This window comes from Kitasatospora sp. NPDC051170 (assembly GCF_044455705.1).
In the GTDB taxonomy this organism is placed as follows: Bacteria; Actinomycetota; Actinomycetes; order Streptomycetales; family Streptomycetaceae; genus Kitasatospora.
The window spans coordinates 192,489-210,373 of record NZ_JBITFA010000005.1 but is presented as its reverse complement, the minus strand read 5'-3'; the positions used below and the strand labels follow the sequence as shown (position 1 = coordinate 210,373).

General features: G+C 73.8%; 7 protein-coding genes. All 7 read right to left on the bottom strand.

The genetic code is table 11. The features are described 5' to 3' along the window. Positions 1 to 12: 12 nt before the first annotated feature. Positions 13 to 11,496, bottom strand: a complete 11,484-nt coding sequence (locus tag ACIBCA_RS13940) for an SDR family NAD(P)-dependent oxidoreductase (RefSeq protein WP_396283100.1) — start codon at positions 11,494 to 11,496, stop codon at positions 13 to 15. Positions 11,497 to 11,623: 127 nt separating this feature from the next. Continuing rightward, positions 11,624 to 13,315: a glycoside hydrolase family 1 protein gene (locus tag ACIBCA_RS13935; RefSeq protein WP_396283099.1), complete on the bottom strand. Its 1,692-nt coding sequence runs from the start codon at positions 13,313 to 13,315 to the stop codon at positions 11,624 to 11,626. 74 nt (positions 13,316 to 13,389) lie between these two features. After that, a complete protein-coding gene (locus ACIBCA_RS13930; protein ID WP_396283098.1) occupies positions 13,390 to 14,574 on the bottom strand; it encodes a macrolide family glycosyltransferase in 1,185 nt (394 codons plus the stop codon). 32 nt (positions 14,575 to 14,606) lie between these two features. Then, positions 14,607 to 15,119, bottom strand: coding sequence for a DinB family protein (locus ACIBCA_RS13925; RefSeq protein WP_396283097.1), 513 nt, complete (start codon positions 15,117 to 15,119; stop codon positions 14,607 to 14,609). Positions 15,120 to 15,152: 33 nt separating this feature from the next. Continuing rightward, positions 15,153 to 15,662 carry an antibiotic biosynthesis monooxygenase family protein gene (locus ACIBCA_RS13920; RefSeq protein WP_396283096.1) on the bottom strand — a complete coding sequence of 170 codons (510 nt, stop codon included), beginning with the start codon at positions 15,660 to 15,662 and terminating at the stop codon, positions 15,153 to 15,155. Positions 15,663 to 15,695: 33 nt separating this feature from the next. Beyond that, positions 15,696 to 17,015: a cytochrome P450 gene (locus tag ACIBCA_RS13915; RefSeq protein ID WP_396283095.1), complete on the bottom strand. Its 1,320-nt coding sequence runs from the start codon at positions 17,013 to 17,015 to the stop codon at positions 15,696 to 15,698. Between the two features lie 16 nt (positions 17,016 to 17,031). Next, positions 17,032 to 17,883: an alpha/beta fold hydrolase gene (locus tag ACIBCA_RS13910; RefSeq protein WP_396283093.1), complete on the bottom strand. Its 852-nt coding sequence runs from the start codon at positions 17,881 to 17,883 to the stop codon at positions 17,032 to 17,034. Positions 17,884 to 17,885 lie beyond the last annotated feature (2 nt).

The window sequence follows — 17,885 nt, the reverse complement described above, 5'->3', positions numbered from 1 at the left end:
AGCGGTACGGGGTCAGAGCAGGTCGAGCCCGACGCCGCCGAGGAGGGCGTCCAGTTCGGCGTTGAGGTCGTCGACGGACCGTTCTTCGGCCGGGGTCGGGGCAGGGGCGACGGACGGGCCGGCCGCCTCCTCCTGTCGCGCCAGGTCGAGGAGCCGTTCGAGGAGCCCGGCCCGCTGGATCCGGTCGGCGGAGAGCCGCTCCAGTGCCCAGGCGAGGGCCTCCGCCGGGGGCTGCTCGTTCTCGGTGGCGGCGACGACCGCCGGGCCCGTGAGGCCGAGCCGGTCGAGCAGCAGGGAGGCGATGGCCTCCGGCGTCGGATAGTCGAAGGCGAGGGTGGCGGGCAGGGTGAGCCCGGTCTCGGCGGCGAGGCGGCGGCGCAGTTCGACGGCCATGAGCGAGTCGAGGCCGAGTTCCTTGAGCACCTGCCGGGGCGAGAGGGTCCCGCCGCCCTTGCCGCCGAGGACGGCCGCGATCTCGCGCAGGACCGTCCCGAGCAGCGCCTCGCGCCGTTCCGCCTCGGGCAGGGCCGTCAGCCGCTCCCGCAGCCCGGCCGGCTCGGCGGCCGTACGGGCTCCGGCGGCGGCGCGGCGCCGGGGTGCGGGGGCGAGGGCCTTGAGCACCCCGGCGAGGCGGCCGCCCTCGGTGGCCGCCCGGCGGGCGGAGGCCAGGTCGAGGCGGACGGGCACCAGGTTCTCCGCCGGGCGGCCGAGCGCGGCGCCGAGCAGGCGCAGGCCCTGGTCGACGGGCAGGGGCACGATGCCCTGGCGTCGCATGCGGGCGAGTTCGGCGCCGCCCAGGTGGGAGGTCATGCCGACGCCCGCCTGTTCCCACAGGCCCCAGGCCAGGCTGCTGCCGGGGAGTCCCTCGGCCCGGCGGCGGGCGGCGAGTGCGTCGAGGAAGGAGTTGGCGGCGGCGTAGACGCCCTGGCCCGCGGTGCCCAGGACGCCGGCGGCCGAGGAGAAGAGAACAAAGGCGTCGAGGTCCAACTCCCTTGTCAGCTCGTCCAGGTGGAGCGCGCCGGTGGCCTTGGGGGCCATCACCCGAGCCAGTCGCTCCTCGTCCTGGCCCACCAGCAGGCCGTCATCCAGGACACCTGCCAGGTGGAGGACCGCAGTCCACGGAGCATCCGGACCCGCCAGTGCGAGAACCTTCTCCACGTCATCCCGCCGAGCGACATCACACGCCACCACCTGCACACTCTCCGCGCCGGCCGTCAGCAGGGCCTGCGCCGTCTCGGTCGCCCCGGGGGCGTCGAGGCCCTGCCGGGAGGTCAGTACCAGTCGCCGCACGCCGTGCCGGCGGACCAGCTCGGCGGCGACCTGGCGGCCCAACTCGCCGGTGCCGCCGGTGATCAGGACGGTTCCGTCCGGACGGATCCTCGGCTCGGCGGTCGCGGCCGGGACGCGTGCCAGGCGCGGCGCCAGCGCGCGGCCGCCGCGCAGGGCCAGCTCCGGCTCGTCGACGACGGCCAGCGCGGTGGTCAGCGCGGCGGTCAGCGCGGCGGTCAGGGCGGCGGCAGTCGCCGTCTCACTCGGCCCGTCGAGGTCCAGCAAGCGGATCGTCCGCTCCGGGTGTTCCGTGCGGGCGGTGCGCAGCAGGCCCCACAGCGGGGCGTGGGCCAGGCCCGGCAGAGCATCGGCCTCGACGGCCGCCGTGCTGCCGGAGGTCACCCACACCAGCTCGGCCGCGCCCAACCCGGGCTCGGCGAGCAGCTGTTGGAGGGTCCGCAGCGCGGCCGCCGTCAGCGCGTCGGCCCGATCGGGACCGGCGGCCCCGGTCGCGTCGACGACCACGGTGGCCGGGACGGGCTTCGCGCCGCCGAGGCGGTCGGCCAGCGCGGCGAGGCCGGCGAGGTGCTCGGCGCCCAGACGGGCGGCGAGCGTGCCGTCGCCGCCGAGGACGACGGCGCCACCGACGGACGAAGGCGTGCCGGGCAGCGGGACCGGCTGGAACTCCACCCGGTACAGATCCCGGTCACCCCGCGCCAGCTGTTCGGCCGTCGCCTCCCGCAGGTTGAGGCCGCCGATGTGGGCGACCGGTCGGCCGGTGGGGTCGGCAGCCCAGAACTCGATCTGGAGACCGCCCGTCACCTCCACCACGTCGATACGGACGCGGAGTTCGGTGCAACCGGTCAGGTGCAGGTCGGCGCCGCTCCACTCGAAGGGGAGCAGCGCCGTCCCGGCCGGGGTCCGGTCGGCGACCACCGCCTGCAACACGTGCAGCGCGGTGTCCAGGAGGGCCGGGTGCACGCCGTAACCGCCGGCCTCCAGCCCCTCGGGGAGGCGGACGGTGCCGTACGCGGTGTCGCCGTCGCGCCAGAGCCCGGTCAGGCCCCGGAAGGCCGGGCCGTAGTCGAGGCCACGGGCGGCGAAGCGGTCGTAGAAGCCGTCCAGGTCGACCTGTTCGGCGTTCGCCACCGGCCAGCGGCGGAGGGCGTCGAAGCCGTCGGACTCGCCCTGCTCGTCGGCCAGTTGGCCGCTGGCGTGGAGGGTCCAGGTGTCGGTGCCGTCCTCGGGGCGGCCGTGGATCGCGATCGGGCGGCGGCCGTCGGCAGCCGGGGCGCCGACCGTGATCTGCAGCCGGACCGGGCCTTCGAGGACCAGCGGCTCCGACAGGGTCAGCTCGGCGACGCGGGCGGCGCCGACGGAGTCGGCGGCGGCCCAGGCGAGTTCGAGCAGGCCTGTGCCAGGGACGAGAACCGTGCCGAAGGCGGCGTGGTCGCGCAGCCAGGGCTGGGAGTCGGGGGTCAGGCGGCCGGTGAACAGGTGGCCTTCGCCCTCGGCGAGAGCGGTGGCGGCGCCGAGCCACGGGTGGGTGGACGTCTCCAGGCCCATGGCCCCGGCATCGACGGTGGTGGCGGCGGTCTCGGCCCAGTAGTGCTCGCGCTGGAAGGCGTAGGTGGGCAGGTCGGCGACGAAAGCGCCGTCGATGAGCTTCGACCAGTCCACGGGGACGCCCTGGACGTTCAACTGGCCGAGGGAACGGAGGAGTTGGGCGGTTCCTCCTTCGCCTCGGGTGAGGGAGCCGACGACGACGCCATTGTGTTCGGCGCTGCCGTCGGTGAGCGGCATGGCGAGCACGGGGTGGGCGCTGACCTCGACGAACACGTTCCGGCCGTCGCCGAGGAGCTGCTCCAGCGCCCGGTCGAAGCGGACGGGCTCACGCAGGTTGCGGCACCAGTACGCGCCGTCCAGCTCGGGGCCGTCCAGGACGCGACCGAGGACCGTCGAGTAGAACGGGACGAGAGCCTTCGACGGCTTCAAGTCCGCGAACAACTGGGCCAGTTCGGGGAGGAGCTGGTCCATCTGCGCACTGTGCGACGCGTAGTCCACGTTCACCCGGCGGGAGAACACGTTCTGCTGCTGGAGCTCGGCCACCAGCGCTTCGATGGCCTCGCTCTCTCCGCTGACCACGGTCGAACCGGGCGTGTTGACGGCGGCGATGGAGAGCCGGCCACCGTAGGCGGCGATCAACTCCTCGACGACGGCCACCGGGCGCTCGACCAGCGCCATGCCACCGAAGCCCGTCACGGCCCGGACGGCTGCGGACCGCAGAGCCACCACACGGGCACCCTGCTCCAGCGAGAGCGCGCCCGACACGACGGCCGCGACGACCTCACCCTGACTGTGCCCGACCACCGCCGTGGGCTCCACACCCCACGAACGCCACAGCGCCGAGAGCGCGACACCCATCGCGAACAGCGCCGGCTGGACCACGTCCACCCGGTCGACGGGCGGGTGATCCCCGCCACCACCGGCCAAGACATCGAGAACCGACCAGCCCGTCAGCGGCCGCAACGCCTCATCACAGGCGACCACGGCCTCACGGAACACCGGCGACTCCTCCAGCAGCGCAGCCCCCATACCGAGCCACTGACTCCCCTGCCCCGGGTACACGAACACGACCTCGCCGGGAGACCCGGCGACACCCACCGGCCCACCGCCAGCCACCCCACGCAGCCCCACGACCGCCTCGGCCACCGAGGTGGCGACGACAGCGGCACGGTGATCGAAGAGGGTCCGGTGGTGAGCGGCAGTGGCGGCCACGGCGCTGAGCGGGGTGACCGGGTTGGCTTCCAGCCAGTCCGCCCACCGAGCGGCCTGCTCACGTACAGCGGCCTCATCCCGCCCGGAGACCAGCACCGGAGCGGCTTCCACCGGAGCGGCCTGCGGGACAACGGCAACCGCCGGCGCCTCCTCCAGGATCACGTGCGCGTTCGTCCCGCTCAGCCCGAAGGCCGACACGCCCGCCCGGCGGACGCGGTCGCCCCGCTCCCACGGCGTCGCCTCGTCGACGACCCGCACCGGCAGCTCGTCCCACGCGATGTTCGGGTTGCGCGGCGTGCTGTGGACGGCGGCGGGCAGGGTCCTGTGCCGGAGGGAGGCGAGGACCTTGCAGACGCCCGCGATGCCGGCGGCCGACTCCAGGTGGCCGATGACGGCCTTGGCCGAGCCGAGGCCGAGCGGCCGGTCGCCGTCGCGGCCTTCGCCGTAGACGGCGGCGAGGGCCTGGACCTCGATCGGGTCGCCGAGGGAGGTGCCGGTGCCGTGGCACTCGACGTAGTCGACGTCGGCCGGGGCGAGCCCGGCGGCGGTGAGGGCGGCGCGCAGCACCTTCTGCTGGGAGGAGCCGTTGGGGGCGGTGATGCCGCTGCTGGCGCCGTCGTGGTTGACGGCGGTGGCGCGGACGAGGCCGAGGACCTCGCGGCCCTGGGCGAGGGCGTCGGAGAGCCGCATCACGGCGACCACGCCGACGCCCTCGCCGCGCCCGTAGCCGTCCGCCGCCTCCGAGAAGGTCTTGCTGCGGCCGTCCGGCGCGAGGGCGCGGGAGCGGCTGAGGGCGACGAAGGCGCCGGGGTCGGCGAGCACCTGGACGCCGCCGGCGAGGGCGAGTTCGCAGCTGCCCGCGCGCAGGGCCTCGCAGGCGAGGTGCAGGGCGACCAGCGAGGAGGAGCAGGCGGTGTCGACGGCGAGGGCGGGGCCCTGGAGGCCGAGGTGGTAGGCGATCCGGCCGGCGTGGAAGCTCTGGAGCCGGCCGGTGAGGGTGTAGGTGTCGCGGTCGGCGCCCGGCCGGTGGTCGCCGTACTCGCTGGCTCCGGCGCCGATGAAGACACCGGTCGCCGAGTCGCGCAGGTCCCTGGGGCGGATGCCGGCGTTCTCCAGCGCGTTCCAGGCGGTCTCCAGCAGCAGCCGGTGCTGCGGGTCCATCGGTTCGGCCTCGCGCGGGCTGATGCCGAAGAACGCGGCGTCGAAGGAGGCGACGTCGCCGAGGAGGGACGCCTGGCGCACGTAGGTGCGGCCCTCGGCCTCGGGGTCGGGGTCGTAGGCGGCGTCGATGTCGAAGCGGTCGGCGGGGACGGTCCGCAGGGTGTCGCGGCCCTCGGCGAGGACGGTCCACAGGCTGTCGAGGTCGTGGGCGTCGCCGGGCATCCGCAGGCCGACGCCGACGATGGCGATCGGCTCCTCCGAGCGGCCGTTCCTCACGGGGAGCTGGGCGGCGGTGGCCTGCGAGACCGGGGCGAGCCGCCCGAGCAGCCAGGCCGCCGCCGCGTTGAGGTTCGGCTGGTCGTAGACCAGGGTCTTCGGCGTGCTGACGCCCGTGCGCCGCTCGATCCGGCGGCTGAGGTCGATCGCCATCATCGAGTCGAAGCCGAGGTCCTTGAAGCCCCGGTCGGCGTCCAGCGAGCGGGCGTTCTTGATGCCCAGGACGGCCGAAGCCTCCTCGGCCAGCAGCTCGCGCAGGTGGCCCAGCGGGTCCTGCCCGGGCAGCTCGTACGACCCGGCCCCGGCCGTAGCGACCGGGGCCCGTACGGCCGACGCCTCCGGGACGCCGCGCAGCGCCGGGCCGTCGTACGTGGTGGCGGCGCGCTCCCAGTCGATCCGGGCGGCGACCAGCGAACGGCCGCCGGCCAGGGCGGTGTCCAGGCAGGCGAGGGCGCGCTCGGCGGGCATCGGGACCAGGCCCAGGCCCTCCAGGTGGGCGCCGATCCGGCCGTCCGCCATGCCCGCGGTGGCCCAGGGGCCCCAGGCGACGGCGGTGGCGGGCAGTCCGGCGGCGCGGCGGCGCTCGGCGAGGGCGTCCAGCGTGGCGTTGGCCATGGCGTAGTTGGCCTGGCCGACGTTGCCGAGGGTGCCGACGACGGAGGAGAACAGCACGAACGCGTCGAGGTCCAGCTCGCGGGTCAGCTCGTCCAGGTGGAGCGCGGCCTGCGCCTTGGGGGCGGCGACGGCGGCCAGGGAGGCCGGGTCGAGGTGGTCGATCAGGCGGTCGTCGAGGACTCCGGCGGTGTGCACGACGACGCGCAGCTCCGCCCCGAACCTGCCGATCAGTGCGGCGAGTTGGGCACGGTCGGTGACGTCGCAGGCAGGCTGGTCGACCCGGACGCCCAGGGCCTCCAGTTCGGCTCGCAGCTGCGCCGCACCCTCGGCCTCTTCCCCGCGACGGGAGGCGAGCACCAGGCGCTCCACCCCCCGCTCGGCCAGTCGGCGGGCGACGTGCGCGGCCAGGGCGCCGCTGCCACCGGTGACCAGGGCGGCACCCCGCACCCGCCGGGCGGGCAGGCCCGGCTCGGGGGTGTGGCGCACCAGGCGGCGGGCGCGGCGACCGGCCGGTCGCAGGGCGACCTCCTGCTCGCCGTCGGTGGCGGTGAGGGTGGCGGCCAGCTGGGCGGCGACGGCGGTCGGGCCCTCGGCGGGCAGGTCGATCAACCCGCCCCACAGCAGCGGGTGTTCGAGCGCGACGACCCGGCCGAGACCCCAGACGGCAGCCCGGCGCGGCTCGGGCGCGGCATCGCGCGCGTCGGCGCGGACGGCGCCGGAGGTAACGATCCACAGCGGGGCGCGGAGCGTGCCCTCGCCGTACGCGGCGACCAGGGCCTGGACCAGCGCCAGGGTGCGGACGGCGCCCCGGGTGACGGACGGGTGCTCGGGGTCGGCGGTGACGTCCTCGGCGGTGAGCGCGAGGATGCCGCGCACGGTGCCGCCCGCCGCCTTCTCGGCGAACTCGGCGATGCTGTCGGCGAGTTCGGCATCGGACGGGACCAGGTGGACGGTGCCGCCGGCCGCCTCCAGGACGGCGGCGAAGGCGTCCGGGGCGTCGACCAGCAGCCAGTGGCCCTTGGCGGGCTCGTGCCCGGCCTTCGGGGTGTCCAGCGCCTGCCAGTCCTCCCGGTACAGCCAGTCGGCGAGGGTCGCGCTCTCCTCGCTGCGGGCCCGCCAGGTCTGGAGGTACGGCAGCAGCGGGGCCACGGTCGGCCGCAACTGCTCGGACACGCCGATCAGTTCGGCCACCTGGTCGGCCTCGCCGCGCTCCACGGCCTGCCACAGCCGCTCCTCGCCGACACCCTGTGCCGACTTCGGACGGGCGGCGGCGGGGGTGGCGGTCAGGCGGTGGGGCTCGCGCTGGAAGGCGTACGGCGGGAGGTCGGCGGGAGCGGCCGACGGCAGGACGGCGGTCCAGTCGATCGACTCCCCCGCGTTGTGGAGGGTGGCGGCGGCGGTGAGGAGCGCGGTGGGTTCGTCCTCGGTGGCGCGCAGAGTGGGGACGAAGAGGGCGTCGTCGAGGCAGGCGGCGCCCATGGCGGAGAGGACTCCGGAGGGGCCGCACTCCAGGAAGCGGTGGATGCCGGAGGCGTTGAGCTCCCGGACGGCGTCGAGGAAGCGGACGGCCTGACGGGCCTGACGCGCCCAGTAGGCGGGCTCGCGCACGCCCTCGCCGGCGGGCAGGTCGGCGCTCATGCGGGTGCCGTCGAGGGTGCTGACCAGCGGGATACGGGGGGCGTTGAGCTCGCAGGACGCGACGAGGGCGGTGAACTCCTCGAGCATCGCGTCCATGTGCGGACTGTGGAAGGCGTGCGAGACCTGCAAACGGCGGCTGCGACGCCCGGGCATCGAGGCGATGAGCCGCTCGACGGCTTCGGCATCGCCACTGACGACCGTCTGCGTCGGCGAGTTGACGCCCGCCACCGAGATCCGGCCCTGGAGAACGGCGAGGACCTCCTCCTCGCCCGCCTCGACCGAGGCCATCGCACCACCGCTCTCACAGGACTGCATCAACCGACCACGCGCCACGACCAGACGCGCCGCGTCGTCCAGGGACAGCACCCCCGCGACGTGGGCGGCGGCGAGCTCACCCACCGAGTGACCGGCCACAGCGGCCGGGGCCAGACCCCAGGACTCCCAGAGACGGAACAACGCCACCTCGACGGCGAACAGAGCAGGCTGCGTGAACTCCGTCCGGTCCAGCACCGCCGCGTCCTCGCCGAACACGACCTCCTTCAACGGCCGCGCCGCGTAACGGTCAACCGCCTCCACGACCTCGTCGAAGGCCACACGGAACGCGGCGCTGGACTCGTACAGCCCACGCCCCATCCCCAGGCGCTGGCTCCCCTGCCCGGTGAACAACACCGCGAGCCCGCCCTCGACCGGGCGGCCCGACACCACACCCGCACCCGCACGCCCCTCGGCGACGGCCCGCAGGCCCTCGACCGCCTCCGCCGCCGACCCGGCGACGACCACGGCGCGGTGCTCGAACCGCGTCCGGTACCGGGCGGCCGTCAGCGCCGCGCCCGCGAGGGCGGCGGGCCGGGCCTCCAGGTGGTCGGCGAGGCGGGCGGCGTTCCCGGCGAGAGCCGCCTCCGTGCGGCCGGAGACGGGCAGCGCGACCGGCATCGGCCGCACCTCGCCCGGCCGCTGGACGAGGGAGCAACCGGCCGTCCAGAGAAGGCCCGTGAGCTCGGTGAGGGTGTCCAGGGCGGGCCGGTCGCGGCGGCAGGTCGCGGTGACCACGGCTCCCTCCGGGAGCGCGCGGCGCAGCGAGTGCCCGAGCACCGGGTGCGGGCCGACCTCGACCACGCACAGCGGCTGCCCGTCGGCCGCCAGCGCGGCCACGGTCTCGGCCAGCCGCATCGGCTCGCACATGTTGCGGGCCCAGTAGGCGGCGTCCAGCTCGGTGCCGTCCAGCAGGCCGGCGGTCACGGTGGACCACAGCGGCAGCTGCCCGGCGCGGCCCCGCAGGCCGTCCAGGCTGCGCAGCAACTCCGCCACGAGCGGCTCGAGTCCGGCACTGTGCGCGGCGTAGTCGATGGCCACCCGGTGCACCCGCACCCCGGCCTCCGACAGCTCCCGCTCCAGCGCGGCCACGGCATCGACCGTCCCGGACACCGACACCTGCCCGGGCGCCAGGTGCCCGGCCAGGCTCAGGCCCTCCCGCCCGGCGAGCAGCTGCCCGGCGGCGGCGAGGTCCAGCTCGCACACCACCATGGCGCCCCGGCCGGAGGCCTGCGCGGCGACCAGCCCGGACCAGGTGCCGATGACCCGGGCGCCCTCCTCCAGGCTCAGCACCCCGGCGGTGACGGCGGCGGCCACCTCCCCGATGCTCTGCCCGACCACGGCCTCCGGGCGCACACCCCGGGCGCCCAGCAGCCGCACCAGCGCGGTCTGCAGCCCGAACAGCACCGGTTGGAGCACCTCGGTGCGGCCGAGTCGGCTGACGGCCGGATCGGCGGTCAGCTCCTCCAGCAGCGACCACCCGGTGACCGGACGCAGCGCCCGGTCGGCCGCCTCGACCCCGGCCCGGAACTCCGACTCGGCGAGGAGGTCACGGCCCATCCCGAGCCACTGCGCCCCGTGCCCGGAGAACGCGAAGACGACACGCGGTCGCCCATCGGAAGACGTCGAGGCGGAGGCGGGCTGCCGGGCAGCCGCCTCGCGCAGGGCGGCGACGAGTTCGTCCTGGTGCTCAGCGGCGACGAACAGGCGGTGCTCGCCCTCACCCTCGATCACGACCGGCGCGGGCTCACCCGCCACGAGCCGCTCGGCCAAACTCGCTGCGGCCTGGGCGAGTTCATCCTCCCCCTCCGCCGCCAGCGCCACCGAGAGCCGGCCCCGCCCGCCCGGCGCCTCCTCCAGCGCCACGTGGGCGTTCGTCCCGCCGAAGCCGAAGGCGCTCACGCCCGCGTGACGGCGGCGGGAGGCAGCAGAAGCGGGCCACGGGCTGCGCTCGGTGACGACCGACAGCCGGTTGCGGTCGAAGTCGATGTGCGGGTTCGGCGCCGCGTAGTGCAGGTTGCCCGGCAGCTCGCCGTGGTGCAGGGCGAGGGCCGCCTTCAGCAGCCCCAGCACGCCCGCAGCAGGCTCCAGGTGGCCGAAGTTGGTCTTGGCGGAGCCGATCCGCAGCGGCTCCTCCCTCCCCTCGGCGAACACGGCACCGAGCGACTCGGCCTCGATCGGGTCCCCGAGCGGGGTGCCCGTCCCGTGGGCCTCGACGTAGTCGACGTCCTGCGTCCGCACGCCCGCGTTGTGCCAGGCTTCGCGGACGACGTCGACCTGGGCCTGCGGGTTGGGGGCGGTGAGGCCGTTGGAGGCGCCGTCGTTGTTGACGGCGGTGCCGCGGATGACGGCGTAGACGCGGTCGCCGTCGCGCAGGGCGTCGGAGAGGCGGCGCAGGACGACGACGCCGCAGCCCTCGCCGCGCACGTAGCCGTTGGCGTCGGCGGAGAAGGCGCGGCAGTGGCCGTCGGGGCTCATCGCGCCGAGCTTGGTCATGGCGACGGTGGTGTGCGGGTGCAGCATCACGTTGACGCCGCCGGCGAGGGCGAGGTCGGATTCGCCGCTGCGCAGGCTCTGGACGGCGAGGTGGGTGGCGGTGAGGGAGGAGCTGCACGCGGTGGCGACGGCCATGGCGGGGCCCTGGAGGCCGAGGGCGTAGGCGATGCGCGCGGCGGTCACGGAGGTGTCCCAGCCGGTCGCGGAGTGGGCGCTGATGGTGTCGGGGTCGGCGCCGGTGGCGAGGTGGTACTCCTGCGCCATGGTGCCGAGGAAGACGCCGGTACGGGTGCCGGCGAGCGCGCCGGGCACGATCCGGGCGTCCTCGAGGGCCGACCAGGCGACTTCGAGGGCGAGCCGCTGCTGCGGGTCGAGGTGGGCGGCTTCGGCGGGCGAGATTCGGAAGAGGTCGGCGTCGAAGCCGTGGACGTCGTCGAGGAAGCCGCCCCAGCGGGTGCTCATGGTGCCGGACGCACCGGGGTCGGCGTCGAACCACGCGTCGGCGTCCCACCGGTCGGCGGGCACCTCGCGGACGGCGTCGAGGCCGTCGAGGAGGCCCTGCCAGAGCGCGTCGCCGTCCCCGACCCCGCCGGGCAGCCGGCAGCCGAGCCCGACGATGGCGATCGGCTCGGCGGAAGCAGCAGCAGAAGCAGGAACATAAGCAGGAACAGAAGCAGCGGGAGTAGCAACCTCCCCCGCCAGGTACCGCGCGAACGCCGGCACCGTCGGGTGCTGCCACAGCGCGTACACCGGAACCGTCCGCCCGAGCAGCTTCCCGAGCCGGGTGACCAGCGCCAGCGCCTGGACGGACCGCAGCCCGAGGTCGTGGAAGGTGAGCCCGTCGGCCACCGCCGACGCCGGGACGGACAGTTCCTCGGCCAGGGTGGTGCGCAGCAGGTCGGTGAGGGGCCCGACGCCCTGTGCGTCGTGCTGTCCCTTGGCGATGCTCATCGTTCGTCCTTGGCGGTTGTCGGGCGGAAGGCGCGGAAGACCCGGAAGGCTCGGCGGGCGCGGAAGGCGAGGGGCGCCCCCGCGGCGAGCGGGGGCGCCCCTCAAGACCCGGGCGGGGCGGTTCGACTCAGTCCCGGCGCCCCGAGGCGGCCGGGACGCCGGCGGCGAGCCGGGGGGTACCGGCCGGCGTCTGGCCCGGGGTGGGTTCGGGGCTGAGCGGGCCGTTGCCGCCGTAGGTGCGGCGCAGGGCGGGGGTGAGGCCGCGGTGGGCGGCGATGTCGCCGTAGACGGCGGCGGCGCTGGTGGGGGTGCGCGCCATGGTGGTGCGGTCCACGGAGTAGAGGCCGAAGTGGGGGCCGTAGCCCTGGAGCCACTCGAAGTTGTCCATCAGGCTCCAGTGGTAGTAGCCGCGGACGTCGACGCCCTCGGCCCTGGCCTTGTCGATGGATTCGAGGGCGCGGACGATGATCTGGGAGCGGCGCTCACCGGAGTCGGTGGCGAGGCCGTTCTCGGTGACGATCAGCGGCAGGCCCGGGTAGCGGCCGGAGAAGTCCTTGAGCACCGGGTAGAGGCCCGTCGGGTCGGTCGCGTAGCCCATGGTGGGGATGACGTACGACGGGTCGAGCGGCGGCAGGCACGGGGCGAGGCCGCAGACGTCGACGTTGACGACCGGGAGCGTGGTCGGGCCGGGGGTGGCGCCGGGGTCGGAGACGCCGGTGCGGTCGTAGAGCTGGACGCCGAGCCAGTCCATGGTGTTCTTCCACTCGGGGTGCGGCTCGTCGTAGACGCCGTCGTCCTTGGTGGAGAAGCCGCCCTGGCGGATGGCGTCGACGAAGTTGAGCTCGAAGAACCGGCGGAAGCGGTCGGCGGCGGCGATGTCGGCGGGGTCGGTGCTGACCTTGCCGTTACGAACCGGGACGTACTGCTTGGCGCTGATGGTCAGGCCGACGTTGGCGGCCGGGCCGGTGCCGTCGGCGGAGACGGTGTCGTACTTCTTGATGGCCTTGTACATCGCCGCGTGCGCGCTGATGTAGGTGCGCAGCGAGACCTGGAACTTGTCCTGGTAGTGGCCGACGAGCTCGGCCTTGCCGGGCGGGCCGGCGCCGAAGGCGTGGGAGAACAGCATGTAGACCATGGGCTCGTTGACCGTGGCCCAGTCGTCGACGCGGTCGCCGAAGCGCTGGGCGAGCACCTTGGCGTACTCGGCCATGGCCTGGACGACGAGCGGGCCGCCGGTCGGGCTGTCGAGGCCGCACAGGTTGGTGTCGCTCGGGCCGTTGGCGCAGCCGGGGTCGTCGGGGTTGTCGACCCAGACGGGGTTGGCGAAGTGGTGCAGGGTCACCATCGGGTGGATGCCCTGGGCGCGCAGCTTGTCGAGGAGGTCGCCGTAGTGCTGGAGGGCGGCCTCGTCGAACTGGCCCCGCTTGGGCTCGACCCGGGCCCATTCGATGTTGAGCCGGTACGAGTCGAGGTTCATGTCCTTGACGAGGTCGACGTCGTCGAGGGCCTTGGTGTAGCCGCCGACGCCGTCGCCGACGAACTGGCCGTGGCCGAGGCCGCCGTCGGCCTTCGGCCGGGTCCAGTGGTACCAGTCGGTGTTGGTGTTCCCGTCCTCGATCTGGGTGGCCGAGCTGGAGACGCCGAAGCGGAAGGAGTGCCGGCCCTCGGGGCCGGAGGCGGGTCCGAAGTGCGCGAACCTGATCGAGTGGGGCGACCGGGCCTCGGCGCTGTCGGCCTCCGCCACCATGGCGGGGGCGAGCAGGGCGGCGGTGAGGGCGGCGATCGTGAGTCTCTTGGGGCGGATCACGGTCTCTTCCATGGGAGTTGCGGAGGACGGACGGACGCGAGGCCCGCACCCGAGAACCGGGTACGGGCCTCGCGGCGAAGAACAGGTCAGCCGAGGCGCTTGAGGTAGCCCTCGATCGCGTCGGCGGCGACGGCCGGGCCGTCGGTGCCGCGGATGACGTCGCGCAGGGCGCCGACCTTCTCCGCGGTGGCCGGGTTGCCGAGGACGGTCGCGACGGCCTCGCGCAGGCTCGCCGCGGTGACCTTCTCGCTCGGCAGGTAGGCGCCGAGGCCGAGCTCCTCGACGCGCTCGGCGGTGGCCTGCTGCTCGCTCATCTGCGGGACGACGACCATCGGCACGCCGTGGGCGAGGGCCTCCATGGCGCTGTTCATGCCGCCGTGGGTGACGAACAGGGCCGCCTGGGAGAGCACGTCGAGCTGGTTGACGTGCTGGTGCACCTCGATGTTCGCGGGCAGCTCGCCCAGGGCCGCCGGGTCGGCGTGGTTGCCGATGGCGAGGACGACGCGGTACTCGCTGTCGGCGAAGGCCTCGATGGCGGCCGGGAAGAACTCGGCGGAGCCGGTGAAGGCGGTGCCGAGCGAGATGAACAGCACGGGCTTGCCGCCCGGGTTGGTCCAGCTGCCCTGGAAGGCGGAGCGGTCGCCGAGGCAGGGGCCGGTGAAGACGAAGCGCTCGTCGAAGGTGTCGCCGTCGTAGTGGAACTCGCGCGGCAGGAAGATCAGCGCCAGGTCCTCGATCTTGGTGAAGAACTCGACCGGGCCGACGCCCTCCAGGCCGACGCCGGGCAGGAACGCCGCCAGCTGGCCCATCATCTCGATGACCTCGGGGGCGACCTCGGAGGCCAGCGGGAAGCGGGACTGGATCGAGAAGACCTCGTTGGAGCCGTACGAGGGGTGCAGGCGCACGGTGGGGATGTTCCACTTGGCGCCGAGGAAGCGGGCGGCCCAGGCCATCTGGTCGTACAGGATGACGTCGGGGCGGTCATTCTCGTAGACGGCCTCGAAGTGCTTGAGGGTCTCGACGGCCTCGTTGAAGAAGCGCAGGCCCTCGGCGGGCAGCGCCTCCGGGGTGTACGGGTGGGTGTAGTAGTCGCCGAACACCGAGGTGTAGACGACCGGTTCGGCACCGGACGCCTCGACCGAGGCGCGGAAGTGCTCGGTGACGGTGTACGTGACGCGGTTGCCGCGGCGGACGAGCTCCTCGACCACGGACAGGGTCGGGTTGATGTGTCCGACGGCGGGGATGTTGAAGACGGCGATGTGCGAAGACAAGTGACTGTCCTTCCTTGGAACGTGGGACGTGCCTAGAACGGCACGTGCTTGCCGAGGGCCACGCGCAGGCAGCCGATCTGGCCGCAGTGGTACGCGTCGTGCATCTGGATGATCGAGAGCGCCTTGCCGAGGTTCTTGAGGCGGTCGTCGCCGACCGGCTCCAACGGGGACTCGCGGTCGAGGTCGGCGTCGGTGAGGGTCTCGACGAAGTCGCGCATGCGGGCGTGCACGGCCTTGTACGTGGCGACCATCTCGTCCAGGGACGGGCTCAGCGACCAGTCCTGGTTGTCGTTGCCGGCGAAGAACAGCGAGAACTCCTCCGTCACCAGGGACTCGGTGCCCTGGTGGAGGGTGGAGAAGTAGTCGGTGGCGCAGGTGAGGTGGCCGAGGAACCAGACCAGCGGCTTGTGCGGGGCCGGGGCGAGCCGGGCGGTCTCGTCGTCGAAGTCCTCGGCGAGCTGGAGCACCATCTCGTGCGCCAGGTCGTAGTGGTGGAGGAAGTACTCGGTCAGCGAGGTGGATCTGGTCGCGGTGGCGAGGGTCATCTGTGCTCCTTTGCTCTGTCCGTCGACTACTGCTCAGTCGAGGGATTCGTACGGGCTGACCGGGCCGCGGACGGCGTCCAGGCGGGCCCTGGCCTCGTCGAAGGTGGGGAGCACCGAGGTCTCCTCGACCTCCCAGTTGGTGCCCTCCCAGTCGTACATCAGCTCCTTCACCCGGCGGGCCGCGGCGAGGTGCGGGGTGGAGGTGAGGAAGCCCAGCAGGGCCTGCTCGTCCTGCCAGATGGAGAGGGAGCGGGTGCTGTTCCAGGACTCCTCGGAGATCGCCAGGGTCACGGCCAACAGGCCGGGCCGGACGTAGAGTTCGGCGAGGATCGCCTGGTTCAGCTCGATCGCGGCCGGTTCGTGGCCGGGCTTGGGCCAGCCGACGGAGGTCGCGATCAGGTGCTTGCCCCGGATGGGCTCCCGGAGGAGTCCGGTGGCCTCGTCGACGGCCGGGCCCGCCCAGGGGGCGACCACGTTCAGGTCGGACTCGTCGCCGGCGGCGAAGCCGTGCAGCGAGGTGGGGAGGGGGCGCCGCTCGGTCATCGCGGGCTCACCGTCCTTTCTGAATAGTGGAGTTCAGCCCTTGCGGCGGACGATCAGCTTCTTGATCTCGGCGACCTGGAGGTGCTGGGCGGCCATCTCGGGGGTGCCGATCAGTTCGAGGTCGCCGAGGACGGGCAGCACCGCGCGCAGGATGGCCCGCAGCTGGAGGCGGGCGAGGTTGGCGCCCAGGCAGATGTGCTCGCCGTAGCCGCCGAAGGAGAAGTGCGGGTTGGCGGTGCGGGTGATGTCGAAGCGGTACGGGTCGGGGAAGGCGTCGCCGTCGCGGTTGGCCGCCGGGTACCACATGACCACGGTCTCGCCCTTGCGGATGACCTGGCCGCGGATCTCGGTGTCCTGGGTACAGGTGCGGGCGAAGTGGATGGCGATGGAGGTCCAGCGCAGGATCTCCTCCACCGCGCTGTCCACCAGCGCCGGGTTGGCCCGCAGCTTGGCGAGCTCCTCCGGGTGCTCCAGGAGGGCCTGGATGCCGCCGGCGGTGGCGTTGCGGGTGGTGCCGTTGCCGGCGACGAGCAGGTTGAAGACGGTGTAGAGGATCTCGTGGAACTTCAGCGCCTCGCCGTTGATGCGGGCGGCGACCAGGCGGCTGAGCACGTCGGTGCCGGTGCCGTCGGAGGCGGCCATGCGCTCCTGGACGAGGGTGGCGACGTACTGGTTGAGCGCGGAGATGTTGCGGACGAACGCGGCCTCGGCGTCCTCGCCCTCCAGCTGGTAGTCGGGGTCGGCCGAACCGACCGTTCCCTCCGTCCAGTTGAAGACGTCGTCCCAGTCGTCGTGCGGGGCGCCGACCATCTCGCAGATCGCGGCGACGGGCAGCCGGGCGGACAGGTGCTTGGCAACGTCGGCCTCGCCGAAGCCGTCGAGGCGGTCCATGAACTGCTTGACGTAGCCGGTGGCCAGCTCGTCGAAGCGGGCCTCCAGGGCGGCCATGGCCTTGGGGGTGAAGCAGGGCGTCATGATCTGGCGGAACTGGCGGTGGCGCGGCGGGTCCATCCAGCTGAGCGCCGGCGGGTCGTCCGGGCTGTGGCCGAACATCGCGGCCCGCTCCTCGAGTTGGCGCTCGAACATGTCGACGGCGTCGGGGGTGTCGACGGTGACGCGCTGGGCGCTGGAGAAGATCTGCGGGTTGCGCGAGACCCAGGCGATGTCCTCGTGGCGGGTCAGGACCCAGAACGGCTCGAAGCCGGGGCGCTGGTACCAGAAGACCGGCGCCTCGCGGCGCAGCAGGTCGAACTCCTCGTAGGGGTAGCCACGTTCGGCGTACGCCTTCTCACTGGTGATGTCGAGGGTGTCCAGAGAGAGGGTGTCCGGGGTGGGGGTGTCCAGGGTGAGCACGATGGCTTCCTCCGCTCTATCGGGGGGTGTGCTGGCGCAGGAAGGCCAGGATCGAGGCGGTCTCGGGCTCTGCGGTCCCGGAATCGGAGGCCTCCGGCAGGACGGCCTGCGGGGCCTCGTGGACGATCCGCTTGGCGAGGCCCTCGGGGTGCTCGGCGTCGTCGCCGGGCAGGACCAGCAGCGGGGCGGGGAACTCGGCCATCCACGCCTCGGGGACGGAGAAGTACGCGGAGCCGTCCGGCCAGAGGCCGTCGCGGAAGCGGACGAGCAGGGTGATGTAGTTCTCGCGGCGGACGGCCCCGATCTCGGCGCGGAACTCCTCGTCGTCGTGCAGGCGTTGGGCGAACGGCCCGGCGGCCGGGTTGTCGGCGAAGCGGCCGTTCTCCTCGGCAGCGGCGAGGACACCGGCGACGCCCTCGGCGCGCGGGTGGCGCATGGCCTCGTCGAAGGGGCGGAAGTAGGTGCCCAGGGTGTTGGAGGCGTCCCGGCCGACGGGGCGCTCGGCGACCACCGAGCGGACCCGCTCCGGCGCGTCGTGGGCGAGGCGCCAGGCGTGGACGCAGCCGCTGCCGGCGGCGACCAGGTGGGCCTGCTCGATGCCGAGCTCGTCCAGGACGGCGAGCTGGTCGGCCGAGGTCTGGGCGTAGTCGAAGGGCAGCGCGGGGGCGTGGCTGGCGCCCGCGTGGCGCTGGTCCATCACGATCACCTGGAAGTGCGGGGCGAGTTCGCGGACCGGGTGGTACGGGTGGGTGTCCCAGGAGGAGGCCTCGCTGCTGACCCCGCCGGGGGCGAGCAGCAGCACGGGGAATCCCTCGCCGTGGACCTGGTAGTGGATGCGCGCCCCGTCCGGGCGCAGGATCTCGGGCATCG

Excerpts from the sequence above, each read along its gene's own strand:
- ACIBCA_RS13940 (WP_396283100.1), bottom strand. The coding sequence starts at position 11,496 with ATGAGCATCGCCAAGGGACAGCACGACGCACAGGGCGTCGGGCCCCTC.
- ACIBCA_RS13935 (WP_396283099.1), bottom strand. The coding sequence starts at position 13,315 with ATGGAAGAGACCGTGATCCGCCCCAAGAGACTCACGATCGCCGCCCTC.
- ACIBCA_RS13925 (WP_396283097.1), bottom strand. The coding sequence starts at position 15,119 with ATGACCCTCGCCACCGCGACCAGATCCACCTCGCTGACCGAGTACTTC.
- ACIBCA_RS13920 (WP_396283096.1), bottom strand. The coding sequence starts at position 15,662 with ATGACCGAGCGGCGCCCCCTCCCCACCTCGCTGCACGGCTTCGCCGCC.
- ACIBCA_RS13910 (WP_396283093.1), bottom strand. The coding sequence starts at position 17,883 with ATGCCCGAGATCCTGCGCCCGGACGGGGCGCGCATCCACTACCAGGTC.